We start from the raw sequence: 23,155 nt of genomic DNA, 5'->3' as shown, positions 1-23,155 counted from the left end.
CTCCTCGTCATGCCCGGGGCAAAAGCGCGAAGCGCGTCTCCGCGCCAAATGTCCCGGGCAGCCACGCCTTGACGCGGTCACCGATAGAAAGACGTAGATGGCCGGGCATAGGCGAGCGTAAGCGATGCCGTCCTTCGGACGGCTATGCCCGGCCATGACGGAAAGAGTTGTATTCGGAACCCCTTCACGCCTTCTTCGGTTGCGTCTTCAATCTGTCGAGGATGCTACCAAGAATACCCTTGGGCAGGAAGATGATGAAGACCACCAGCATCACGCCATAGACGAGGTTGTCCCAGCCTACCGCGTTGGTCCCGAACTTGATGCGCAGCACCTCCGCGAGCAGGATGGTGATGACGGCGCCGACTGTCGGCCCGAGCGAGACATAGAGGCCGCCGACGATCACGGCGAACACCATCTGCAGCGACACCGCGATGCCGCTGACCGTGTCGGGCGAGATGAACATCTGGTACTGGCAGTACAGCGCGCCGGCGAGCGCGGTCATCAGCGCCGAGATCAGCGTGATCTTGAGCTTTTCGGCTGTGACGTTGACGCCGGCCGCAGCCGCGGCGTCCTCGTCTTCCGAGATCGCCTCCATGGCGTAGCGGCTCATGCTGCGGTCGACCCAGCGCCAGATCAGAAGGCCGAACACCCAGACCCCGAGCGCGATCAGATACCATGTCGTCTTGCTGTCGAACTGCAGCGCCATCAGCCCGTGGCCGCTGGGCGCGCGGTTCGGCGTGTAGCCGAGCGAACCGCCGGTGTGGTCGCGCGTGGCGGTGATGACCTGCAGCACGATGCCTGACAGCGCCAGCGTCACCAGCACGAAATAGTGTCCGGTGATGCGGAAGCGAAAACAGGGATAGGCGACGACCAGCGCCAGCATCCCCGCCGCCACCATGCTGATGGGAATGCCGATCCATGGCGAGACGCCGAGATGGTTCCACAACAGCGCGGTGACATAGGCGCCGACGCCCATGAAGCCGCCGTGGCCGAGCGACACCAGCCCGAAGCGGCCCATGATCGACCACGCGGTATAGGCGAACGACCAGATCAGGATCAGCACGAGAATGTGCAGGTGATAGGGCTCGCGATAGACAAAGGGCAGCGCGATCAGCGCGACGAGTCCAATGGCCCAGGCAGCATTACGGGGATTCACGAGCGCCTCGCCAAAAGGCCCGCAGGCCGGATGAACATCATGACGATGAAGAAGGCAAATGCCAGCACGTAGCCCCATTCGAGATCGGAGAACAGGCCGCCAAGCGAAATGATCTGGGCGAACACGAAGGCCGCGAGGAAGCCGCCGACGAAATTGCCGAGCCCGCCGAGCACGCAGATCAGGAAGGTGATCGGCCCGAACGACAGCCCGACAAAGGGATGCACGTCATACTGCAGCACGAGGAGACAGGCCGCGAGACCGGCGAGCGCGCCGCCGAGCGCCGAGGTGATGAGATAGATGCGCTTGGTATCCACCCCCATCAGCGACATGATCTGCCGGTCCTGCGAGATGGCGCGGATCGCGGTGCCGGTATAGGTGCGCGTCATGAAGAAATAGACCGCCAGCATGCCGAGCAAGGCGGCGACAAAGGCGAGCAGCCGCGAATAGCTGAAATGCATGTCGCCGATCGCCAGCACCGGCAGGCGGATACCGAGATTGCGGAAGTCGATGCCGAAGGCGACGGTGGCAAAACTCTGCAGGATGAACAGCACGCCGCCGGTCGCGAGCAGCTGGTTGATCGGCGGAGCTGTCAATAGCGGCTCGATGACGATGTAATGCAGGAGCGCGCCGAGCGCCGCCACCAGTAGGATCGCGATCGGCGCCGCCACCCAGTACGGCAGGCCGAATACCTGGACCATGTAGTACATGCCGTACATGCCGATCATGACCAGCTCGGCATAGCAGATCCAGGTGACGTCGATGACGCCGAAGATCAGGTTGAGCCCGAGCGCCAGCAGCGCCAGCACGCCGCCGAGCAGGATGCCGTTGACCACGGCTTCCAGCAGGTAGATGTCGAAGATGTCGAGGAACCCTTGCATCGCTTGCCCTATTTTTTGAGCATGATCTCTTCGAAAAACCGGTTTCCACTTTTTCGGATCATGCTCTAGACCCCGAGATATGCCTGCTTGATGGTGTCGGTCTTCATCATCTCTTCCGACGTGCCCGATGCGCGGATGGAGCCGGCTTCGAGCAGATAGGCGCGGTCGACCACTTTCAGCACCTGCTGCACGTTCTGTTCGACGATCAGGACCGTGAGCCCGCTGGCGCGGATGCGCTTGACCAGTTCGAACACCTGCTGCACCACGACCGGGGCGAGACCCGCGGAGGGCTCGTCGAGCAGCAGCAGTTTCGGATCCGACATCAGCGCGCGGCCGATCGCGCACATCTGCTGCTCGCCGCCCGACATGGTGCCGGCCATCTGGCTGCGCCGCTCCTTCATCCGCGGGAACAGGTTGAACACGAATTCCAGCCGCTCGGCATATTTGGCGCGGGCGCCGGGCATGTAGGCGCCCATCTTCAGATTGTCGTCGACGGTGAGCCGCGGAAACAGCCGGCGGTTTTCCGGCACATGGGCGATGCCGAGATCGACGATGCGATGCGCCGGCGTCGCCAGCACGTCCGTATCCTCCATCTTGATGCTGCCCCTGGTCGGCCGGATCAGGCCGGAGATCACGCGCATCAGCGTGGTCTTGCCGGCGCCGTTGGGGCCGATGACGCCGACCGCCTCACCCGCCCTGACGTCGAGATTGATGCCGAACAATGCCTGGAAGGTGCCGTAACCCGCATCGAGCGATTTCAGTTCGAGCATGCGTCAGACTCCCGCCTTCCGGCGCGCTTCCGCCGCCGCTGCCTGGCTCGAATCCGCGTCCGCGCCGAGATAGACCTCGATCACGCGCGGGTCGCTCGCCACCGCGCTCGGCAGACCTTCCGAAATCTTCTCGCCGTGATCGAGCACCATCACGCGGTCGACCACCCGCATCAACACGCCCATGATGTGTTCGACCCAGATGATGGTGATGCCGAGTTCGTCGCGGATCTTGCGCAGCATGTCGGCGGCCTGGTCCATCTCGTGCTCGTCGAGCCCGCCGAGGCTTTCGTCGGCGAGCAGCAGTTTCGGTCCCGTCGCGAGCGCTTTCGCCAGTTCGAGCTTCTTCAGCCCGGCGGCGCCCAGGCCATCGACGCCGGCGTGGCGGTTGGTCGGCAAACCGACCATATGAAGCGCGCGCTCGGCGGCTTCATCCGCCTTGGCGCGGCTGTGGCGGCCCTGGCCGTAATAGCCGGCGAGCGCGACGTTCTCGAAGATGCTGAGCCGGTGAAACGGCCGCGGGATCTGGAAGGTGCGGCCGATGCCGCTGTTGATGATGCGATGCGGCGCATGGCCGGCGATCTCGGCGCCGTTGAACAAGATCGATCCCGCCGTCGGGATCAGCGTGCCCGACAGCATGTTGAAGATCGTGCTCTTGCCGGAGCCGTTCGGGCCGATCAGGCCGAGAATCTCGCCCTGCTCGACCCGGAACGACACGTTGTTAACAGCGGTGAAGCCGCCGAAGCGCTTCACCAACCCTTCTACCGTCAGCACCCCAGAACCTCCGCTTAGCCGTTTGCCCGGCTCTTACTGGTTGCTGAACGTGGTTCCCTTCGGCAGCGGCAGCACGGCCTCGCGCTGCGCCTGGCTCTTTGGCCACACCACGTATGACTTGTCGTCGACATACTGGATAACCACCGGGAACGAGCGTTCGTTCTGGCCGGCCATCTGGGTGCCTTCGCCGTGGAACTTGACGCCGAAGCCCAGCATGGTGCCGCCTTCCGGAATATCGGTCTCGAGGGCCGCCTTGCGCAGCGCATCGGGATCGACGCCGCCATACTTCTTGATCGCGCGCGGCAGTACCTCGGTGAGAAACAGATAGGTGTTGGACGCCGCCATGCCGACATGGGCGGAGCGGATCGCAACCCCCGGCTTAGCCTTGTCGAACTCCTCGCCGACTAGCTTGATCACCGGCGGCAGTTTCGGGTCCATGCTCTTCTGATTGGCGAGCCAGATCGAGATCGGATCGGTGTTGAAGACGTAATTGACGTCGCCGCCCAAACCTTCCTTCAGCTTCTCGTAGACGCCATAGCCCGCGCCGTGGCCGACCAGCGCGGCGAATTTCAGGCCCTGCTCGCGCGCCTGGCGGCCGAACAGGGTGATGTCGGGGTTATAGCCGGTATGGAAGACCACGTCGGGCCGCGCGCGCTTCAGTTTGGTCACCAGCGCGGAAAGATCCGGCGCGGTGGCGGAATAGCCTTCCTTCAGCACGATGTTGAAGCCGGCCTTCTTGGCGCCGGCCTCGTTGCCCTTGGAGACGTCGACACCATAGGCGCCGTCCTCGTGGATGATGGCGACGCGCAGATCCTTCGGCTCCTTGCCGAGCTTTTCCTTAGAGTTCTGCGCGATGAAATCCATCGTCATCATGCCGAACTGATCGCCGGAGGCCTGCGGGCGGAAGACGTATTTGAAGTTCTTGTCTGCCAGCACCGCGGAAGAAATGCAGGTGGTGATCCACATGAAATTCTTGAGCTGCTCGACGCGCGCGGCCACCGGCACGCATTGCGCCGAAGAGAAGAAGCCGAGCAGCATGTTGACCTTTTCCTGCTCGATCAGCCGCACCGCCTCGTTGATGGCGACATCTGGCTTGCTCTGGGCGTCGGCGTAGACGGCTTCAACCTTGTAACCCTCGACGCCGGTCTTGGCGTACTGGTCGAGCATGATCTTGGCGCCGATATATTGCAGCTCCGATCCGCCGCCCGCGAGCGGGCCGGTCAGGTCGTAAATCACGCCTATCTTGATTTTCTTTTCCTGAGCCTCGGCGGTAACCGCCATCCCCAGCGCCGCGATTGCGGCGGTCAGCCCAACGAGAAGGCGTGCAGCTTTGCGCCCCGGCATCAAAACCTCCCTCTGTCGATGGTGCAATGCACCTTTTGTTTTTTATCGTTTTGTTTTTGTCGTTGTTATTCTTCTCATCACACGGGCAGCGCCGTGCGATGTCAAGCCGAATAACCGAGGCCACACTGTCGCGGGCATCTCGGCACCCAAAGTAGCAATCTCCCCCTCATTCGATGCGTGCGTGTGCCGTGCAATCATCGGATGTTAAACATCGGATGATTGCCTATCACAGCAAACGCATGTTAGGCAATCGCGAATTCCCGTGAGATCAGGAGCAGCAGAGGTGGCCAGGCCAAGGACCGCCGACAGGCGCATCAAGCCAAGGCGCATTCGCAGCGTGTTGACGACGCTCGGCCGCGAAATCGCGCAGGATCTCATTCCGGTCGGCACCGCCCTTCCACCCGAACCCGATCTCGAAGCCCGCTTCGGCGTCGGACGCGGCGTGGTGCGTGAAGCCGTCAAGACGCTCGCCGCCAAGGGAATGGTGAGTGTCCGCCCGCGGCACGGCACGCATGTGCTGCCGCGCGCCGAATGGAGCCTGCTCGACCGCGACGTGCTGAGCTGGCTGGTCGGCCAGAAGGAGCCGGACCGCGATCTCCTGCTCGCCATCCAGGAAGTCCGCTCGATCATCGAGCCGGCAGCCGCGGCGCTCGCCGCCGAGCGCGCCACCAAAAACGACCGCTGGCGGATCAATACGGCACTGGCCGCGATGGAGACCGCGCAGGACGAGGCAAGCGCGATTGCAGCAGACAAGGCGTTCCACCTTGCGATCCTCGACGCCACGCACAATCCGGTGCTGCAGGGCTTTCGCAGCGCCATCGACACCATCCTCAACACGGTCTTCGACGTCGCGGTCGGAAGCGTCGGCTGGTTCAAGGACAATTTGCCCAACCATGCCGCCGCCGCGCGCGCAATCGAGAGCGGCAACGCCGAGAAGGCGCGGATCGCGATGGAACGGGTGCTTGATTATACGAAGCTGAAACTGTCGAACCGGCGGACGACGATCGCCGCTGCCGAGCGACGATCGGCCGCAGGCACGTCAAAGAAGAGAATTGCCGGCAACAAGGCGGGTCTCAAGAGAAGGAAATAGCGCGATCCATCGTAACATGAAGGGATTGCTCCATGTTCTCGCCGCGCCCGGGATCACGGGCCCGACCCTCTCAATCTTTGTGCCTGCGATTTGGGGCTAGTTCGGACCTGGTGAGCATGGCGGACGCGACAGGATCGCCGGCAAAAAGGCTTAAGATCCTCTCGTAAGCGTTCGCTGCCCCCTGATGATCGCCAGCCTCAAACATCATCGAAGCGGCACGCGTCATTTCAATCAATTCGACGGAATGCGGGGCCGGCTGCAACTCCGGATCGCCGGTATCCGCAATGCCCATCAATTCGTAGACCATGAAGCGCTGCTCGCGACCCTTGACCATGATGCGGCATAGCGGCCGGACCAGAATCTCGCCGCCGCACGCATCCACGACGCTGTCACTCAAGCAGATCGTCGTGCCGAACTCCTTGTTCATCCCCTCCAGCCGCGACGCGACGTTTACGCCGTCACCCATGGCGGTGTAGCTGAAGCGATCTGCCGAGCCGACGTTTCCGACCAGAACGTTTCCTGTATTCAGCCCGATCCGCATCCGGAAAGTCGGGAGCCCGCGCGCGGTCCACGCCGCATTGACGGCTTCCAGGCGACGAACGGATCGCAGCGCACCGCGGCATGCATGCAGCGCCGGCGCCGGCAGATCCATCGGAGCCCCCCAGAATGCCATGACGCCGTCGCCGATGAACTTGTCGACGGTGCCTCCCTCCTCGGCAATCGCACGCGAAACGATGTCAAAATAAGTCGAGACCTGCTCAAGGAGGAGATCGGGGTCCGATTGCTCGGCATAGCTGGAAAAGTTTTCGATATCCGAGAAGAAGACCGTCAGGCGGCGCTTTTCGACCCCGAGCGAGAGCGGGATGCCGGACTTTACCAGTTCCCTCACGACCTCGACGGGCGCAAATGACGAGAATGACTGGAGCGAATTGCGCAACAAATTTGTTGCCGTCTGCAGCTGCGCAATTTCCCTGATCCTGGACGATCGCCCCCGGCGTTTCTCGAAGGAGAGATCCTCAATCGCTTCAAGCTCCTGCATAACCCGCTCCAGCGGCCGCGTCAGCCGCCGCGCGAGAGCGAAAATGAGACCCATTTCGAGGACGATCAGGGCGATGATGGTCAGAACGATTTTCTGGTTCGTCGCACGCAACTGGCCGACGAAATCGTCCGTGGGCGTCACGATCACGGATTGCCAGGGGCTGCCAAAGCTTTCCGGAAACCGGGCAAACGATGCGCTCAGCTCGCGGCCGTCGCGAGGCGAGGTAAAGACGAAGTCATCCCTGTTGGTCTGGACGTGCAGCCGGTAGGCCTCGCGCACGTCGGCATTGTCGACGTTCGCGAGGGTGGCGATCTGCAGCGATCTGCCGGCGACCTTGACTACCTTCTCCCGCTCCGACGAGGCGATCATTTTCCCGTCGGTGGGATCGGCGATGATGGTGACGCTGTCACGACTCGGCCGCTGCATCGAGAGATAGCGGGAAAGGACATCGAAGGTGATGTTCACCGAGGCGCAGCCCAGAAACTCGTCGTCGCTGCGGTAGATCGGATAACGCGCCGAGATGACGGGATAGCCGGTATCAGGGTTGATCGAAGGCGCTGTCACGTGGAGTGCGCGAGACTCCCGCGCTGCCGCGTACCCCGGAAGGTTCCTTATATCGAGGCTGCTGCGCGCACTGTATTGGCCGACCACATTCGGCCAAATGTCGTAGAACGTGCGGTGGCGTCGACGATCGGGACCGGTCGAAATGGCATCGATGTAGCTCGAATGCCAGTTCGCGCTGGCCGGAATCTGCGGATCGGACCGCTTGCGGTCGGCATCAATGCGGGTGACGACGCGATGATAGCCATCCTCGAAGCTGACGTAGGCCGCATCGATCTGGGATGACGAAGTCAGTACACGGTACAGGGCGTCGCGGCTATCCTCGCTCCTGAAGAATGCGGGCTGCGCAGCCGCAGATTCGGCCAGAAGGCCAAGAACGCCGCCGACGCTTCGCATGAGATTCTCGATGCTTTCGATCGTCGCCGAGCGCGACTTGCCGACCTGCTCCTGAAGCATCGCGATAATCGCTTCGCTGTTCTTCTGGTGATTGTAAGCCAGAATGAAGATCAGGATTGGAATGCTGAGGCCCACGAACAATGCCGACATGACCACGCTCAGGCGGGGCCTGACGGCGAAGAACTTGCTCGCCCTGGCCTTGCGGTAGAACAGGAACACGATGGCAACCGCCGAAAGCAGAGCGGCGGCCATCGCTGCCAATTTCAGCCAGCGCCAGGTCTTCTCTCTGGGCGCTTCGTAGATCGGCGGGTGGGGCAACCGCCCCTGCGGCAACATCCCGAGATCCTGGTAGATCCGCGCGATGCTGTTCCACCGTTCCGGTGTCTGACTGCCGAGCTGGATGAATCCTGGCTGGATCAAAGCCTCGGTCTGCGCGGCCTCGTAGATCAAAGCTTCGCGCGATTTGATCACGCGGTAGCCGCGCAAGATGATGTCGACCGCCTCTTCCTTATTAGCAAGGGCATATTCCCAACCCCTCAGGCTCGCTGCAAGGAACGCGTCGACCATTGCGGGCTCGCGGCGTGATCGCACATCGCGCGTACAAAGGTTGTCGCCGTAGAAGTCGAAGCCGAAGGTGCGTGGCCGGAAAGAGCGATAAGGGATGCCTTTCTGGTCGAAGGCGAATGGCTCGTTCGTGATGTACGAAACCATCGCATCGGCCTTGCCGGCGACCAGATCAAGCGGGTTGCCCGTGTGTTCCACCCTCGGGAGCGCTGCATAGTCGACGCCCTGCTGCTTCAGCATGGCCGCGAGATCGTCGCTGCCGGACGCATCCATCAGCCGTCGGCCGGCGAGTTCCGCCACCGTATTGATGCGGGCCCTGCTTGGAACGAGGATGTTCGCGGCCGAGTGCTGGAAGATGACGCCGAGCACGACCACCTTCGTCTGGGCGGACTGCTGCAACAGAACACCCGTCATGCACACGCCGAAATCGGCCTTGCCGGTCGCGACCTCGATCATCGCATCGATGCCGGGTCCGCCTTCGCGGATTTCGACATCGAAGCCGGCGTCCCGATAGAAACCTTTCTCCAGAGCAACGTAGTATCCGGCGAACTGAAACTGATGCAGCCATTTCAGTTGCAGGGACACTTTTTCGACGGCCCGAACCGATTCCGGCAGAACGAGTGCAACAAGAAACAGGAAGGCGATTGCGGCACCCTTCAAACGACCGCATGCAGGCAGACATGCGGCCAATCTGAGTCGCTTCAGGAAATGGTTTGATCTAGTACGATAGACAGCTGGCATCGTTTCGGCAGCAATCCTGTGCAGATGCCAAGTGATGTCTGGATAAGCCGTATTTGCAGAGCCCTACGTCGAAGCCTTGATCTGAATCAATGCAACCAGGCCGTGATCTCGAGCTGGCCAAAACCGGCATGGAAATGGGCTGATCGTGGAACTCTACGGGGTCTCGGCATTTGCCAGGTGCAGGGTGGCCCTGGCAACCAAAGGAGCCGACAGCCTAAGCGGCGAACTGCGCTTCGAGAAAGGCCGTGACAAACCGCGGCATGGCAGAGGTGAGATCGCGCGGGCTGCGCACGAGGTGGATAGTGGACAGTTCAGGTTGATCCTGCGTGGCGAGATTGCGCTCGATCCGCTCGCGCACCGCCTCGCCCGGCAGATCAATGCGCAGCAGCCGGATCATTGCGACCGCAGGCCCCGTGTAGATGCAGTGCCAATGCGGCTCGCTCTCGTATTCGTTGGGGGCGAGACCAGTCTCCTCCTCGAGTTCGCGCGTGACGCTGCCTGGTATGTCGACCGCGCCGTCCCTGATGTCGTCGAGATCGGGCGTGCCTGATGGGAAATAGATGCGTCCGGCATTGGACGTGTGCTGGCCCATTTCGCCGAGCACGAAGGCGCCGTCGGCACAGCGCAGCGCGCCCATGCCGAAACCGTTGAAGACGGACGCGTCGGGAAAGCCCCAGTCGCGCCACGCGAGAAAGCTGGCGAAGTCAGTCTCGAAATAGCTGGCGCTGAGACGGTCGCCGGCAAACACCGGATTGCGCCCGAGCAGGACGCGACCGTTCCACATCGCCGGCTTTTCGCGCTGCTTGTCGGCAAAATGCGCCGCGATCTCCGCGCGACGCGTTTCGGCAAATGGCCACGTCCACGCTTCGACAACGAGGTCGAGCGCGCGGACGCGATGAATGACAGGCTGCTTCGTGTCACTCATCGCCGGACTTCGCTTGATATCACGCCGAACCTATCCGGACTTCATTTGGTGTTCGTGCCAGAGGTCTTCTTCACCTGTTCGACATATTTGTTGGTGTAGGTCTTGGTCACGTCGATATTGGCCTTGGCGACCTCCGGCGACCCCTCGCTGAACACCGCGAGCACCGCGTCCGCGCCCTTGGGATCCATCTTGCCGGTCAGCGAATACATCGGGATCGTGTTCTTCAGCGCCGCCAGATAAAGCTCCTTGTTCTTGCCAACGATTTCCTCGGGCATCTTCGCCATGATTTCTTCCGGCGAATGCGCGTGAATCCAGTCGAGCGTGTTGACGATCGCCGTGGTCAGCGCCTGCACTTCCTTCTCGTGCGACTTGATCCACGCCGTGGTCGTGTAGAGCGCGCCGCCGGGATACTCCCCGCCGAACACGGCGAGCGTGTCCTTTGCGCTGCGGGTGTCGGCCAGTATCTTCAAATCGGGATAGCTGCCCTGCAAGACGGTGACGGAGGGATCGAGCATCACGGCCGCTTCGATCTGCCCCTGCTGCATCGCGGCGACAGCCGTCGCACCCAGGCCGACGCCGATCACCGAGGCGCTGGTCGGATCGAGGCCGTTCTTCTTCAAGAGATACTTCAGGAAGAAGTCGGTCGAGGAGCCCGGCGCGCTGACGCCGACCTTCTTGCCGGCCAGATCCTTGATCGATTTGATGTCGTTGGTGTGCTTGGGCGACACCACCAGCACCAGGCCGGGGTAGCGGTCATAGATCACGAACGACTGCAATTCCTGCTTCTTTGCGGCCAGATTGACGCAGTGGTCGAAATAGCCCGACACCACGTCGGCGCTGCCGCCGAGCACGGCTTTGAGCGCATCCGAGCCGCCCTTGAGGTCGACCAGTTCGACCGCCAGCCCGGCCTTTTCATATTCGCCGAGCTGCTTGGCGAGCACCGTCGGCAGATAGCACAGGCAGGAGCCGCCCCCGATCGCGACGGTGACCTTGCTTTGCGCTGCGGCAAACCCGGTCGTGAGCGTCAGCGCGAGCAGCGAGGCGGCCAGCCGGCCGAGCAGTTTCTTCATGACTTCCTCCATTCGTTGCGCGGCAACATAAAGCAGCGGGCCGGCCTTGAGAAGGCGACTTTCCGACCGCTGGTCAGGCGCTGGCTGGCGGCATAGCATCGCCGGCACAAGATCAACACAGGGGAGGAATGCCATGAATCGCCTAGCCATCACGCTATCGCTCGCCGCCGCTTTCGCCGCCGGCTGCAGCGTCACCCATCTGCTGCGTCCGGCGATCGCCGCCGAGAACATCACCGCGCAGGTCATCCACACCGGCGAGCTCGAAGGCGATAAGCTTGGCATGCCCTCGGGCACCGGCATGCGCTCAAAACTGTTCGTCGCCGCCGACGGCATGACGATCTCGATCCAGGACGGCAATGTCGGCAAGCACATGCATCCCAACACCAACGAGATCCAGTACATCCTGGACGGCACCGGCACGATCTGGCTGGGCGACAAGGAAGTACGGGTGAAGCCGGGCGACCTCGTGGTGATCCCCAAGGGCACCGCGCATGGCGGCACCAAGCCCGACGGCCGAACGCTGAAGGCGATCGCGATCAAGACGCCGCCGCAGGCGCCTGACGATACGAAGATGTTGAACTGACGCGAAGCGTCATCCCGGAACACGAAAGCCGTAGGGTGGGCAAAGGCGCATCGCGCCGTGCCCACCATCGATCCGCATCGCAATGCTGATGGTGGGCACGCTTCTTTGCCCACCCTCGATTCTGTTATCCGGCGCTGCCGGCTTCCAATTCGAGGGCCAGTTCGTCGAGCCGCTCCTTCTTGCCAATCTGAGCCATCCAGCACCACAGCTCGATCACGAAATACAGGTGATAAAGGTCGAGCGTCTCGGACCAGTGCTCCCGTTCCAAGGGACCATACCCGCCAAGCAAAGCGCGGGTACATTCCTCATCCAGGTAATAAAGCGCCTTGGCAACGTCCATCAGCGGATCGCCGGCCAGCGCCCCCTCAAAGTCCACAACGCCCGTGAGGCGCAGCCCTTCGTTTCCAATCGTCGCCAGCAGATTGCCAGCATGCAGGTCATTGTGACACAGCACGGCTTGCGAGCAGCCCTTTAACAGGTGAGCGCGCTCCGCGACGTGTCCCGCAATCCGCTGCGCAAGCTCGGCGCTGCCGCCGCGCTCGGCGAATTCCTTAAGCTTCCGCTGAAACTGATGGGTCAGGTAATCGTGATTGCTCGAATGCGCCGTCCAGATGCCGGTTGGGCCGATATAGCCGAAGGCTTCCATCGGAATGTGGTGAAACTCGCGGAGCAATCGGCCGATCTGCGCGTAAGCTGAAGCGAGCTGCTCCGACGTCAGGTCTTTTTCCAACACACCCAATCTCGAACCGTCGAGCCTGGTCATCAGGATGAAATTGAGCGGGAGTAGCCGCTTCGAATCGTCTGCAAGCAAAATATCCGGCGCGGGCACGCTGAGACGGCCCTGGATCAGACCAGTGACGGTCACTTCCTTTTGCATCTTCCAGCGCAGATCGTCGGGATAAACCTTCAGCACGAGCGGCCGGTGCGCAGGATCGGCAAAAGCGATCTCGTGGATGGCCGCGATCTCGCCCCCATACAGCCGGGAGACCGTCGTGACGGCGCAGTCGGAGATGACCTGGTCCACAATGGACTGCGCGGTCGACACGGATACCTGTAGATCAGGCTTGAGTTCCATTCCTGGAGCTCCATTCGAGAGCCGTAGGGTGGGCAAAGGCGCATTTGCGCCGTGCCCACCATTGATCCAAATAACCATCGTAAGGGATGGGCACGCTTCGCTTTGCCCACCCTACGAATCCTGCGATGGCGGAGAGACCTATCCCCTGCCCTCCGCCGCCGTCGGCCGCCAGACCAAGAGTCGCCGCTCGACCAGCGTCACCACCATGTCGATCAGGATGACGAAAGCCGACAGCACGAACATGCCGGCGAACACGGCGGCGACGTCGAACACGCCTTCGGCCTGCTGGATCAGGTAGCCGAGACCGGCGGCCGATCCCAGATATTCGCCGACGACGGCGCCAACCACGGCAAAGCCGACCGCCGTATGCAGCGACGAGAACATCCACGACAGCGCCGACGGCCAGTAGACATGGCGCGTCAGCTGCCGCTCGTTCATGCCGAGCATGCGACCGTTATCAAGCACCGTGTTCGAGACTTCCTTGACACCCTGATAGACGTTGAAGAACACGATGAAGAACACCAGCGTCACACCGAGCGCGACCTTGGACCAGATGCCGAGCCCCAGCCACAACGCGAAGATCGGCGCCAGCACCACGCGCGGCAGCGCGTTGATCATCTTGACATAGGGATCGAACACCGCGGCGACGAGCGGTTTGCGCGCGAACCAGAATCCGACCAGTACGCCGCCTACCGAGCCGATCACAAAGGCGAGGACGGATTCCCATAACGTGATGAAAAGGTGCTTCCAGATCACGCCTGTCGTGAACCACTTCACGACCTGGCTGCCGACATCGACCGGGTTGGAGAAGAAGAACGGCGGCAACAGAATGCGGCCGAACACCGGGACAGTGGTGAGGACGTGCCACATCGCCAGCGCAACGACCGCGACCAGCAATTGCAGGGACAACAGCGTCAGGCGCGACATCAGCCTACCTCCGCCGCTTGCGTCGACTGTACATAACCCTTCATTACTTCGTCCTTCAGCACGCTCCAGATTTCGCGGTGCAGTTCGTGGAATTGCTTTTCCATCCGCACTTCCGAGATGTCGCGCGGGCGCGGCAGCGTCACCTGCCAGTCGCCGATGATGCGCGCGGATGGTCCTGCCGACATGATCACGACCCGGTCGGCGAGCGCGATCGCCTCTTCAAGATCGTGCGTGACGAACAGCACCGCCTTGCGGTCGGCGTTCCACAGTTCCAGCAGCAGATTGCCCATGATCTGCCGGGTCTGCGCATCCAGCGGGCCGAACGGCTCGTCCATCAAGAGGATTTTTGGATCACGGATCAGCACCTGCGCCAGGCCGACACGCTTGCGCTGGCCGCCGGAGAGCATGTGCGGATAGCGATTGGCGAAGGCGCCGAGCCCCACCGACGTGAGCCAGCCCTGCGCACGCTGCAGCGCGTGCTCACGCGGCGCGCCCTTGATCTCCAGCCCGATGGCGACATTGTCGATCGCGGTCTTCCAGGGAAACAGGGCATCGGCCTGGAACAGATAGCCGGCATCCCGGTTCAGGCCAGTCAGCGGCTGACCGAAAATCTTCACCGACCCCGCGGCGGGCTTCAAGAGTCCGGCCGCCACGTTGAGCAGCGTCGATTTCCCGCAGCCGGTCGGCCCGACAATGGCGACGAATTCGCCATGGGCCACGTTCAGGCTGGCCCGTTCCACCGCCGTATAGACCCGATCCCCGGCCACGCGAAACGCTACCGTCGCATCGTTGAGCGCGACCGCGGCCGGTTGTGCGGTATCTGCCATCTTTCTCCCCAAGTCTTTGGAGGGATGCCTTAGCGGTTACGCGGGATAAGTTCAACGCGGCGTCATGACGTGGTAGTTGATCTCTCACCCTCCCCTGGAGGGGGAGGGTGAGAGAGTCGAGATGGCGTGATGGAAGGCCGAGGCCACAAAATGTGCCGATCATCTAGAACGCAAACCAGGCCTTGGCGACGAACGTCGCGCCGCACCAGTTCGAGATGAGGCCAGCCGGGTTGGTAACGGGATCGACACGGCCCCCCGGCCGTGCGTTTGGATCGCCGGTGAAGACGAAGCAGTTTTCTTTCGAGAGATTGGTGTCGTAGTAGCGCAGATCGAGGTTGAAGGCCTTGTGAGTGAAGGTCACGCCCGCCTGCCAATTGAGATAGGCGGGCAGCGGAAAACCGCCGAGGGCCAGCGCCTGATTGCCGAACCACGAATAGCCGGCAGCGGTGGTAAAGGATACGCCAAGGTTCGGCGGGAGCAGACGTCCCGGCACGTCGTAGCCCACACCAGCCGCGACGTATTGGCTCCATGCGCCGGTGTTTGAGACATCAGGCGAATAGGCGTAGCCGGCGGCGACGCGGACCTGTTCGCCGATTTTCCGGTCGCCGCGGAAAACCGCCTCCCAATAATTGATGCCGCCGGTCTCACCAGGCAGCCTCTCTCCGGGATAGGCGAAATAGGTGACACCGAAATCGAAATCGATCGTTGCGATCGTCCGGCGGATGCCGGCCGCATAAGTGAACTCCGCGAGCGGTTGGGTGGGTAGCTTGACCGTGGCCACCGTGGTGCCGGCGTACAGGGCGCCAAACCGTGCTTCAACGGCAGCCCCGGCTGCGGGCCCGTGATCGGACAGCGTGGTGCCGCGATAAATGTAGTCGGATGCAGCCCCCGCGCGGGCGCTGAATTCGAGCTCATTGGCAGACGTTGCGCGGTTCGGATCGGAGGCGGACCAGCCGCGATTGCCAAGGCCGATCGCACCGCCCGTGCCGACCTCGGGGGTTTGCGCGCGCGCCATGCCGCCGGTCATCGGCGGCAGCGACAGGGCAACGAACGCGGCAATCGAGCTGCCGCCGACGTGCCAGACTCTTGCTGCGCCTCGTTGTCGCACGACTATCCTCCAAGGGCTACCGTGGTGCCGACCAGCGCACTGCCAACGGCCACCATCGAAAGGCCGGCGGCCCAGGGGTTAATTCCGCTACGAAGTCCGAACGCGTAACCACAGCAGAACAGCATCGCGATGGCCACGGCGTTGGAGACGCGCAACGCCAGTTTGGCGTCGCTGATGAAGATGAAGGGAATAACGACCGGGAAAGTCGCAAGGAAACTCAGCAAGCAAAGCCCCAGCGCTCCGGTCCAGTCGCGGCCGGTCAGCTTCGGACGCTCGGGCTCAGGCGACTGCAGCACTTTTTGCCGCATCAACTCCAGTTGCTCCGAAGGCAAGACCGACGCCAGCTCCGGCGGCAACGCGTCGGCGATGACGCGTTGCGCGGACTTTGCATCCGGCGCCTGCCGTATGGCGCGCAGGGTCAGGTTCTTGCCGCCTCGCTCATTGATGCGCGCCAGCAGATAAAGACCACCGTCAACGATGCCCCAGGCCAGGTTGCAGCCGAGCGCACCGATCAGCATCGTTTGAATCCTGATGTTGCCGGAGGTCGCGATACCGAGGCTGCAGATGAAGGTGAGCGCCATGATCAGGCCGAACAAGGTCTCCGAGATCCGTTCCATCGGATCCAGCACATGCCCGAAAGGAGTATCTGAGACCTCTGACATCGAATCAAACGCCCGTTCGCTCAATCTTCAGGGCTGATTTGCCGATTATCTTGGCCCGGGATGATGTGTAGGTTATCGCCGGAAGTCAAAGCCATTCATCGCGGGGTGATCCGCAATCATCAGGTTTGACGTGAGAGGCCCTCCTTTGGATGGACTCACTTCCAGCGTTCCCGTCGGCATAAAAGATCCGCGCGCGGCTCACGGCCGGCCATTTATCGGCTATCACTGTATCTGCTGGGAATCGCCCAAGGATTGGGATCGCACCGAATGCCGACCATGCCACTGATCGCCTACGCGCATGTCGGCAAGACGTTCGACGATGGCCGCGTGGTGGCCGTCGATGACGTCTCGCTCGACGTCGCCGAGGGCGAATTCCTCGCCATCGTCGGCGGCTCCGGCTCGGGCAAAACCACACTGCTGCGGCTGGCCAACCGGCTGATCGAGGCGGATACCGGCACCATCACGGTCGAAGGCGAGGATGTGCAGAGCGTCGATCCGATCCTGCTGCGGCGGCGGATCGGTTATGTGTTCCAGAGCGGCGGGCTGTTTCCGCACCTGAGCGTCGCCGGCAACATCGGCATCACGCCAAAACTTCTGGGCACGCCGCCTGCGGAAATTTCCGCGCGGGTGGATGAATTGCTGGACCTGGTGCGGCTCGACCGCGCGCCATACCGCGACCGGCTGCCGCATGAACTTTCCGGCGGCCAGCGCCAGCGTGTCGGCGTGGCGCGCGCACTCGCCGCACGGCCGCGCATCGTGCTGATGGACGAGCCGTTTGGCGCGCTCGACCCCCTCACCCGCGACGCGCTCGGAGAGGATTTTCGCGAACTGCATCGCAAGCTCGGCCTGACCACGGTCATGATCACGCATGACATGACGGAAGCGATCCTGCTTGCCGATCGCATCGCCGTGATGCGCGGCGGAAAACTTTTGGCGCAGGGCACGCCGGCGGAGCTGTCCGCTTCCGACGATCCTTATGTCGGCGAACTCCTGCGCACGCCACGGCGACAGGCCGAGCGATTGGGTGCGCTGCTGCCGCAGGGCGGTGCGGCATGAACATGTCAGCCGATCCGCGCCTGGCGGAAGCATGGAGCCACCTGCCCGACTATCTCGGCAGCCATGTTCGCGTCAGCCTCGCTGCGCTGGCGCTGGGCCTGATCGTCAGCCTGCCGCTTGCGATTCTTTCGCGCCATCGGCCGGTGCTGCGCGGCGCGCTGCTCGGGCTCGCCAGCATCGTGCAGACGGTGCCTGGGTTGGCGCTGCTCGCGCTGTTCTATCCGCTGTTGCTGGCGCTGGCGGCGCTGTCGCTGTCGTGGTTCGGCGTCGGTTTTTCCGCGTTCGGATTCCTGCCCGCCGTGCTGGCGCTGGCGCTCTATTCGATGCTGCCGGTGCTGCGCAACACCATCACCGGCCTGCAGGGCGTCGATGCCGCGATACTCGAGGCGGCGCAGGGCGTCGGCATGACGCCGCGGCAATCCCTGTTCACGGTGGAACTGCCGCTGGCGCTGCCGGTGATGATGGCGGGAATCCGCACCGCGGCGGTGTGGGTGATCGGCACCGCGACGCTGTCGACGCCGATCGGCCAGACCAGCCTCGGCAATTACATTTTTGCCGGGCTGCAGACCCAGAACTGGGTGTTCGTGCTGTTCGGCTGTGTTGCCGCCGCGGTGCTGGCGCTGGCGGTGGATCAATTGCTGACGTTGATCGAAAGCGGATTGCGTAACCGCAGCCGCCTGCGCGCGATCCTTGGCAGCACCGGAATTGCGGCGCTGGTCGTCGCCACGCTGGCGCCGGCGATGACCCGCCCGCAAACGAGCTACGTCATTGGCGCCAAGACCTTTACCGAGCAATATGTGCTGTCAGCCTTGATCGGGCAGCGGCTGAAGGCGGCCGGGCTTTCCGCCTCGACGCGCGAGGGACTCGGCTCCAACGTGATCTTCGAGGCGCTGAAGGCCAACGACATCGACGTCTATGTCGACTATTCCGGCACGCTGTGGGCCAACCAGTTCCAGCGCAACGACATCAGGCCGCGCCGCGAGCTGCTGGCCGAGTTGAAGGCGATGCTGGCAAGGGAGAACATCACGCTATTGGGCGAACTCGGCTTCGAGAACGCCTATGCGCTGGTGATGCCGCGCAAGCGCGCCGAGCAGCTCGGCATCCGCACCATCGCCGACCTCGCCTCGCGCTCAGCCAACATGACGATCGCCGGCGACTACGAGTTCTTCTCGCGGCCCGAATGGACGGCGCTGCGCAAGGCCTACGGGCTGTCGTTCCGCGGGCAGCGGCAGATGCAGCCGGACTTCATGTATGCCGCGGTCGCCTCCGGCGAGGTCGATGTCATCGCCGGCTACACCAGCGACGGACTGATCGCGAAATACGACCTGATCACGCTCGGCGACGTCAGGCACGCGATCCCGCCCTACGACGCCATCGTGCTGCTTTCGCCGAAGCGCGCCGATGATGACGGCCTGCAGAAAGCGCTGGCGCCGCTGCTCGGCAAGATCGACATCGCGACGATGCGCGAGGCAAATTTGCGCGCAGCCGGCAATGACGCGGCGAGTTCGCCGGATGCGGTGGCGCAATGGCTGTGGGAGAAGGTGGGGAAGAAGTAGAGGCTTGGCAACGCTCTCTCCCCGTCATTGCCTGCGACAACCGCGAAGCGTTTGCGCAAGGGAGCGTAGCGACGAAGCAATCCATGCCTCCGCTTGCGGCACGATGGATTGCTTCGCTTCGCTCGCAATGACGGGGATGGGCCGCGGACACGCGTCCGATGTCGTGAACTACATCGCCCAGCATGGTGGGCACGCTTCGCTTTGCCCACCCTACTAGACCTCGCAACAACGGAGAGAGCTAAAGCCCCTTGATCATCCCGGCGTCGATCAGCATCCGGTTGAACCTCCGTGCCTCCGCGCCCTTCTTGCAGGCGTAGAACGCGCCCCTGCAACGGAGCATGATGCTCTTCTGCTCGGCAAATGTCGGATCGAGCGGGATGCCGGCGGCTTCCTGCAGCACGAGGGGGATGTAGGCCGCATCGAGGGTTTCGAGCGCCGACGACAGGTTGGCGGGCGAGTAGTTGATGCCGTCGATGGCATAGTAGGTGGAGAAATAACGCGGATCGGTCGCCATCAGGCGCTTCGCGAGCGATTTGCGATCGATGCCGGGCTCGAGCATTTTTTGCGAGATCGCCGGCTGGTGATCGCCGAAGCGCAGCACGAGGAACTGTTCGTCCGGATAATCGCGCTTCAGCCGCTCGGTGAATGCGCGATAGTCGTTGGCCGTCATGGTCTGGCGGCGGATGTATTCGTCGACCTCGGCGGTGTTGCCGGGCGGCGTCCAGCCCGCAGGCGTCAGGTCGGGCCGGTAGACGTCGGTCCAGGGAAAATGATTGGCGGTGAGGTAGACGAACATGAAGACCGGCGACCGCGAGAGCTGCTCGCGCGCGAACGCCTTCAGCGCCTGATCGTAATAGAAGGTGTCGGGCTGCATGTCCTCGTTCACGCCCATCTCGGCCATGTCGATGAAGCGGTCGACGCCGGTGCCCTTCTGGAAGGCGCGCGCGCTGAGGAAATCGCCGTAGGTCGGATAGAGAGAGACGGTCCTGTAGCCGCAGTTCTGCAGCGCCTGCGGCAACCCGCGCGTCACGCGGCCGGCGGTGATCCGCGTGACATAAAACTTCAGATCGCCGAACGAGCGCGCCGACAGGCCGGTCAGCACATTGAACTCGGTGTACCAGGTCGGACCGCCGGTCGATTCCGCGATCATGGTCCGCCGCTTGCCGTCGATCGACTTGAAGAAGTCGGTATATCCCGCGGGCACCTTGATGCCGGGCGCCGAGGTGACGTCAAAGCTGGACTCGTCGAGCAGCAGGATGATGTGCGGCCGCTTGGCCGCCGGATCGCAGGCCGTAACCGGCGGCAGCATCGCAGGACGGGCGGCGTACGCCTCCGAGCCCAGGCGCAGCGGGCGATCCGCCGGCGGATCGGCCTCGATCCAGCCGGTCGAAGCCAGCCGCGATACCGCGACGACGCCGGAACGCGCCAGACTGGAAATATGATTGACGCCCTGGAACGGCTCCCAGGCCTGCTCGGGCGATGCGACCGACATCGCCGCGATCAGCGCGGCCGACGCCGCCACGCCCGTCAGTGCAACGCGGCGGCGCACACGGAACGGATCGAAACGCCAGATCAGCCACAACAGCGGACCCGCGACGAGGCCTGCCGCGATCAACTGCATCTGCAATCGCGGAAACACCGAGAGCAGAAACGAAAACGTATCGCGGTCGATGATCAGGAAATCGAGGAAGGTCAGCGTCAGCTGCAGAATGCCGAATTTGAAGTGCGACAACGCGATCAGGATCACGATGAAGGCCAGCGCCAGCGCTGCGCTGACGCCGGGCCGCTGCAGCACGACCAAGAGGAAGCAGTTCACGAACACCCATGCCAGCACGGACAGCGTGATCGCGAACGGCCCGTATTCGGTGGTCAGGAGGACCGCGAGCGCGGCCAAATGGATCGCCGCGACCAGGCCGGCCGAAGCAAAGAACCGGACGCCGCGCCCATCTGCGCGTGAGCCTTCGCTCCTTCCGGGTTCCGCAACGGCTGACATGTTCTCTAAAGCCCTTTTATAAATCCTGCCTCGATCAACAACCGGTTGAACCTGCGCGCTTCGGCGCCGTCCTTGCAGGCATAAAATACACCCTTGCAACGGAGCATGATGCTCTTCTGTTCCTCGAACGACGGATCGAGCGGAATGCCGGCGGCCTCCTGGATCACCAGTGGCAGATAGGGCGCGTCGATCGTGTCCATCACCGCAGAACTCTTCACCGGCTCGAAATTGACGGCGTCGATCGCGTAGTAGGTGGTGAAGTAGCGGGGGTCGTAGGTGTCGAACTTGCGGACGACCTTGGCTTCATCCAGACCGGGGTCCAGCAGGTTCGAGGAAAACTCCGGCTGGTGGTCGCCGTAGCGCACGATCAGGAACGGCTGCGCCGGGAACTTCTTCTTCAGGCTGGCGAGGAAGCCCGCGTAATCGTTGGCGCTCATGGTCTGGCGGCGCAGATATTCGTCGACCACGGGCTCGTTGCCCGGCTTGCGCCAGGACGGCAGCAGGTCGGGGCGGAATTTGGTTTCCCAGGGGAAATGGTTGGCGGCGAGATAGACGAAGGTGAACAGCGGCGTGTTGGCCGGCTGCTCGGCGATCAGCTTCACCGCCTTGTCGTAGAAGAAGCTGTCCGGCTCGATGCCCTTCGCGCCGAGGTCGCGCGCGTCATAGAAGTGCTGGATGCCGGTGGAGGTCTGGAAGCCGCGCGCGCCCATGAAGGCGCCATAGGCCGGATAGAGCGAGAGCGTGCTGTAACCGCAGCGGCGCAGCGCCAGCGGCAGTCCGCGCTCCACCCTTCCCGACGCGATGCGGGTGACGAAATAGGAGAAGCGGCCGAACGAGCGCGAGGACAGGCCGGCCAGCACGTTGTATTCGGCCATCCAGCTTGCGCCGCCGCTGCTCTCGGCCATGAACTTGCGCTCGCGGCCATCAAACGACTTGAAGTGGCTGCCATAGCCCGGCGGCACCTTGACGCCATTGGCCTGACGGATGTCGAAGCTCGACTCGTCATGGATCATGATGATGTGCGGGCGGCGGCCGGCCGCCTGACAGGAATCCTCCAGCGGCACCTTCAACCGTTCGGCGACCACCGCGTCCGATTCCATGAAGCCGTATTTGGCGAAGTCGGAAACCGCCGTCACGCCCGAGCGGGCGAATTTGGACAGATAGCCGTCGTCGTAATAGCCGTGCCAGGCCTCATCGGGCCAGGCGGCGGAATAGCCGGTCAGCGCGGCGAGACAGGCCAGAAGGCCGGCAGCCGCCGGCAGGCGGCGGATGCGGAACGGATCGAGCCACCACAGCGCATACATCAGCGGCAGGATGACTAGGGATGCGCCGACCACGCTCCAGCGCAGATTAGGAAAGATGGTGAACAGGTAGGCCGCGGTGTCGCGGTCGATCACCATCAGGTCGACGAAGTTCGCGGTCATCTGCACAACGTCGTGCTTGAGCCGCGACAGCAGCACCAGCACCACAACCAGCGTCAGCGACAGCGCGCCCGACAGCGCCGGGCGCCTAAGCAGCGAAATAAAGAAGAAGTTCAGGATCCCCCAGGCCAGAGCGAAACCCAGGCGGCCGCCGAAATCGGCTTCGGTGTGCAGCAGGATCCCCAGCGCGGCCATGTGCGGTGCAGCAACAGCCGAAAGGCGCCAAAAGCCGATCGCGGCAAGGCCGGCGGCAAGTGTGGTGGCGGAAGGCCCTGAATTTGGCGCGGGCGCCATCGGAAGTACGCAACATGACCCGGCGCAATGCAAAGCCTTGGGCTGGCGACGTGCCAGGAGACGCACGACCCAGCCGGAACCTGTGCCGCGTCACAAAAACGTAGTGGAATCGTCATGAACGCGCAATGAATTTGCCCCCGATGGACTACGCAGTGGTGAATACGGAGAGGTAGTCACTCCGGGATGGTGCGAACGGCCAGATCGGGAATGACCGGACAAGTCAGCTGCTCTTCGCAATGCCCTCGATGAAGAGATCGAGGATCGCCTCGGCAGTCCGCTCGGCCTCGGCGGCGCCGACGCCCCAGCGCGGAAAATGGCCGTCGATATTCATCCGGGCAAAGCCATAGA

The 23,155-nt window shown here is 62.9% G+C and carries 19 protein-coding genes and 1 pseudogene; 4 read left to right on the top strand and 16 right to left on the bottom strand.

Annotated features, from left to right (window positions below; translation table 11 throughout):
- Positions 1 to 184: 184 nt before the first annotated feature.
- The 5 genes from CQ12_RS24430 to CQ12_RS24410 all read right to left on the bottom strand — a co-directional run bounded on the left by CQ12_RS24430 (position 185) and on the right by CQ12_RS24410 (position 4,919).
- Entirely contained in the window at positions 185 to 1,156 is a 972-nt protein-coding gene (locus CQ12_RS24430; RefSeq protein ID WP_057837855.1) for a branched-chain amino acid ABC transporter permease, read from the bottom strand.
- Positions 1,153 to 2,034 carry a branched-chain amino acid ABC transporter permease gene (locus CQ12_RS24425; protein ID WP_057837854.1) on the bottom strand — a complete coding sequence of 294 codons (882 nt, stop codon included), beginning with the start codon at positions 2,032 to 2,034 and terminating at the stop codon, positions 1,153 to 1,155. Before CQ12_RS24425 ends, CQ12_RS24430 begins: the two co-directional genes overlap by 4 nt.
- A gap of 65 nt (positions 2,035 to 2,099) precedes the next feature.
- Complete coding sequence (locus CQ12_RS24420) at positions 2,100 to 2,804, bottom strand: ABC transporter ATP-binding protein (protein WP_057837853.1); 705 nt, start codon at positions 2,802 to 2,804, stop codon at positions 2,100 to 2,102.
- A gap of 3 nt (positions 2,805 to 2,807) precedes the next feature.
- A complete protein-coding gene (locus CQ12_RS24415; protein ID WP_057837852.1) occupies positions 2,808 to 3,575 on the bottom strand; it encodes an ABC transporter ATP-binding protein in 768 nt (255 codons plus the stop codon).
- A gap of 33 nt (positions 3,576 to 3,608) precedes the next feature.
- Complete coding sequence (locus CQ12_RS24410; RefSeq protein WP_057837851.1) at positions 3,609 to 4,919, bottom strand: ABC transporter substrate-binding protein; 1,311 nt, start codon at positions 4,917 to 4,919, stop codon at positions 3,609 to 3,611.
- Between the two features lie 283 nt (positions 4,920 to 5,202).
- On the opposite strand from CQ12_RS24410, the gene CQ12_RS24405 reads away from it, so the two are divergent.
- Positions 5,203 to 6,009, top strand: a complete 807-nt coding sequence (locus tag CQ12_RS24405; protein WP_245310109.1) for a FadR/GntR family transcriptional regulator — start codon at positions 5,203 to 5,205, stop codon at positions 6,007 to 6,009.
- A 70-nt stretch (positions 6,010 to 6,079) separates the two neighbouring features.
- Here the strand turns inward: CQ12_RS24405 and CQ12_RS24400 are convergent, their stop codons facing one another.
- The 3 genes from CQ12_RS24400 to CQ12_RS24390 all read right to left on the bottom strand — a co-directional run bounded on the left by CQ12_RS24400 (position 6,080) and on the right by CQ12_RS24390 (position 11,305).
- Positions 6,080 to 9,229 (bottom strand): ABC transporter substrate-binding protein, encoded by a 3,150-nt coding sequence (locus CQ12_RS24400; protein WP_057837849.1) that lies wholly within the window; start codon positions 9,227 to 9,229, stop codon positions 6,080 to 6,082.
- Between the two features lie 295 nt (positions 9,230 to 9,524).
- Positions 9,525 to 10,235, bottom strand: a complete 711-nt coding sequence (locus CQ12_RS24395) for a hypothetical protein (RefSeq protein ID WP_057837848.1) — start codon at positions 10,233 to 10,235, stop codon at positions 9,525 to 9,527.
- A 41-nt stretch (positions 10,236 to 10,276) separates the two neighbouring features.
- Positions 10,277 to 11,305 (bottom strand): ABC transporter substrate-binding protein, encoded by a 1,029-nt coding sequence (locus tag CQ12_RS24390; RefSeq protein ID WP_057837972.1) that lies wholly within the window; start codon positions 11,303 to 11,305, stop codon positions 10,277 to 10,279.
- 133 nt (positions 11,306 to 11,438) lie between these two features.
- On the opposite strand from CQ12_RS24390, the gene CQ12_RS24385 reads away from it, so the two are divergent.
- A complete protein-coding gene (locus CQ12_RS24385; RefSeq protein ID WP_057837847.1) occupies positions 11,439 to 11,888 on the top strand; it encodes a cupin domain-containing protein in 450 nt (149 codons plus the stop codon).
- Between the two features lie 124 nt (positions 11,889 to 12,012).
- Here the strand turns inward: CQ12_RS24385 and CQ12_RS24380 are convergent, their stop codons facing one another.
- The 5 genes from CQ12_RS24380 to CQ12_RS24360 form a co-directional block, all read right to left on the bottom strand.
- Positions 12,013 to 12,963 (bottom strand): phosphotransferase family protein, encoded by a 951-nt coding sequence (locus CQ12_RS24380; RefSeq protein WP_057837846.1) that lies wholly within the window; start codon positions 12,961 to 12,963, stop codon positions 12,013 to 12,015.
- A 138-nt stretch (positions 12,964 to 13,101) separates the two neighbouring features.
- On the bottom strand, positions 13,102 to 13,890 hold the full coding sequence (locus tag CQ12_RS24375) for an ABC transporter permease (RefSeq protein WP_057837845.1): 789 nt from the start codon (positions 13,888 to 13,890) through the stop codon (positions 13,102 to 13,104).
- On the bottom strand, positions 13,890 to 14,717 hold the full coding sequence (locus tag CQ12_RS24370; protein ID WP_057837844.1) for an ABC transporter ATP-binding protein: 828 nt from the start codon (positions 14,715 to 14,717) through the stop codon (positions 13,890 to 13,892). The genes CQ12_RS24375 and CQ12_RS24370 overlap by 1 nt, the downstream gene beginning before the upstream one ends.
- A gap of 163 nt (positions 14,718 to 14,880) precedes the next feature.
- Positions 14,881 to 15,825: a TorF family putative porin gene (locus CQ12_RS24365; RefSeq protein WP_157088452.1), complete on the bottom strand. Its 945-nt coding sequence runs from the start codon at positions 15,823 to 15,825 to the stop codon at positions 14,881 to 14,883.
- Positions 15,826 to 15,827: 2 nt separating this feature from the next.
- Positions 15,828 to 16,487, bottom strand: a complete 660-nt coding sequence (locus CQ12_RS24360; RefSeq protein ID WP_063799803.1) for a VIT1/CCC1 transporter family protein — start codon at positions 16,485 to 16,487, stop codon at positions 15,828 to 15,830.
- 267 nt (positions 16,488 to 16,754) lie between these two features.
- Here CQ12_RS24360 and CQ12_RS24355 point away from each other — a divergent pair, with 267 nt between their 5' ends.
- Together CQ12_RS24355 and CQ12_RS24350 are read left to right on the top strand one after the other, a co-directional pair.
- Positions 16,755 to 17,543, top strand: coding sequence for an ATP-binding cassette domain-containing protein (locus CQ12_RS24355; RefSeq protein WP_057837841.1), 789 nt, complete (start codon positions 16,755 to 16,757; stop codon positions 17,541 to 17,543).
- Entirely contained in the window at positions 17,540 to 19,099 is a 1,560-nt protein-coding gene (locus tag CQ12_RS24350; RefSeq protein ID WP_057837840.1) for an ABC transporter permease/substrate-binding protein, read from the top strand. Before CQ12_RS24355 ends, CQ12_RS24350 begins: the two co-directional genes overlap by 4 nt.
- Positions 19,100 to 19,337: 238 nt before the next feature.
- Here the strand turns inward: CQ12_RS24350 and CQ12_RS24345 are convergent, their stop codons facing one another.
- The 3 genes and pseudogenes from CQ12_RS24345 to CQ12_RS41480 all read right to left on the bottom strand — a co-directional run.
- Positions 19,338 to 21,092: a sulfatase-like hydrolase/transferase gene (locus CQ12_RS24345; protein ID WP_083519463.1), complete on the bottom strand. Its 1,755-nt coding sequence runs from the start codon at positions 21,090 to 21,092 to the stop codon at positions 19,338 to 19,340.
- Between the two features lie 5 nt (positions 21,093 to 21,097).
- Positions 21,098 to 22,807, bottom strand: coding sequence for a sulfatase-like hydrolase/transferase (locus CQ12_RS24340; RefSeq protein WP_057837839.1), 1,710 nt, complete (start codon positions 22,805 to 22,807; stop codon positions 21,098 to 21,100).
- A 220-nt stretch (positions 22,808 to 23,027) separates the two neighbouring features.
- Positions 23,028 to 23,155 (bottom strand): annotated as a pseudogene (locus CQ12_RS41480) (TetR family transcriptional regulator); the annotation flags it as partial.

This window comes from Bradyrhizobium jicamae (genome assembly GCF_001440395.1).
GTDB classification, from domain to species: domain Bacteria; phylum Pseudomonadota; class Alphaproteobacteria; order Rhizobiales; family Xanthobacteraceae; genus Bradyrhizobium; species Bradyrhizobium jicamae.
The sequence above is the reverse complement of the archived record's forward strand: the minus strand, read 5'-3'. Positions and strand labels throughout refer to the sequence as shown.

Coding starts and splice junctions, on each gene's coding strand:
- CQ12_RS24345 (WP_083519463.1), bottom strand. CDS start 21,092: ATGTCAGCCGTTGCGGAACCCGGAAGGAGCGAAGGCTCACGCGCAGAT.
- CQ12_RS24355 (WP_057837841.1), top strand. CDS start 16,755: ATGCCGACCATGCCACTGATCGCCTACGCGCATGTCGGCAAGACGTTC.
- CQ12_RS24410 (WP_057837851.1), bottom strand. CDS start 4,919: ATGCCGGGGCGCAAAGCTGCACGCCTTCTCGTTGGGCTGACCGCCGCA.
- CQ12_RS24425 (WP_057837854.1), bottom strand. CDS start 2,034: ATGCAAGGGTTCCTCGACATCTTCGACATCTACCTGCTGGAAGCCGTG.
- CQ12_RS24370 (WP_057837844.1), bottom strand. CDS start 14,717: ATGGCAGATACCGCACAACCGGCCGCGGTCGCGCTCAACGATGCGACG.
- CQ12_RS24380 (WP_057837846.1), bottom strand. CDS start 12,963: ATGGAACTCAAGCCTGATCTACAGGTATCCGTGTCGACCGCGCAGTCC.
- CQ12_RS24395 (WP_057837848.1), bottom strand. CDS start 10,235: ATGAGTGACACGAAGCAGCCTGTCATTCATCGCGTCCGCGCGCTCGAC.
- CQ12_RS24350 (WP_057837840.1), top strand. CDS start 17,540: ATGAACATGTCAGCCGATCCGCGCCTGGCGGAAGCATGGAGCCACCTG.
- CQ12_RS24420 (WP_057837853.1), bottom strand. CDS start 2,804: ATGCTCGAACTGAAATCGCTCGATGCGGGTTACGGCACCTTCCAGGCA.
- CQ12_RS24375 (WP_057837845.1), bottom strand. CDS start 13,890: ATGTCGCGCCTGACGCTGTTGTCCCTGCAATTGCTGGTCGCGGTCGTT.
- CQ12_RS24385 (WP_057837847.1), top strand. CDS start 11,439: ATGAATCGCCTAGCCATCACGCTATCGCTCGCCGCCGCTTTCGCCGCC.
- CQ12_RS24360 (WP_063799803.1), bottom strand. CDS start 16,487: ATGTCAGAGGTCTCAGATACTCCTTTCGGGCATGTGCTGGATCCGATG.
- CQ12_RS24340 (WP_057837839.1), bottom strand. CDS start 22,807: ATGGCGCCCGCGCCAAATTCAGGGCCTTCCGCCACCACACTTGCCGCC.
- CQ12_RS24390 (WP_057837972.1), bottom strand. CDS start 11,305: ATGAAGAAACTGCTCGGCCGGCTGGCCGCCTCGCTGCTCGCGCTGACG.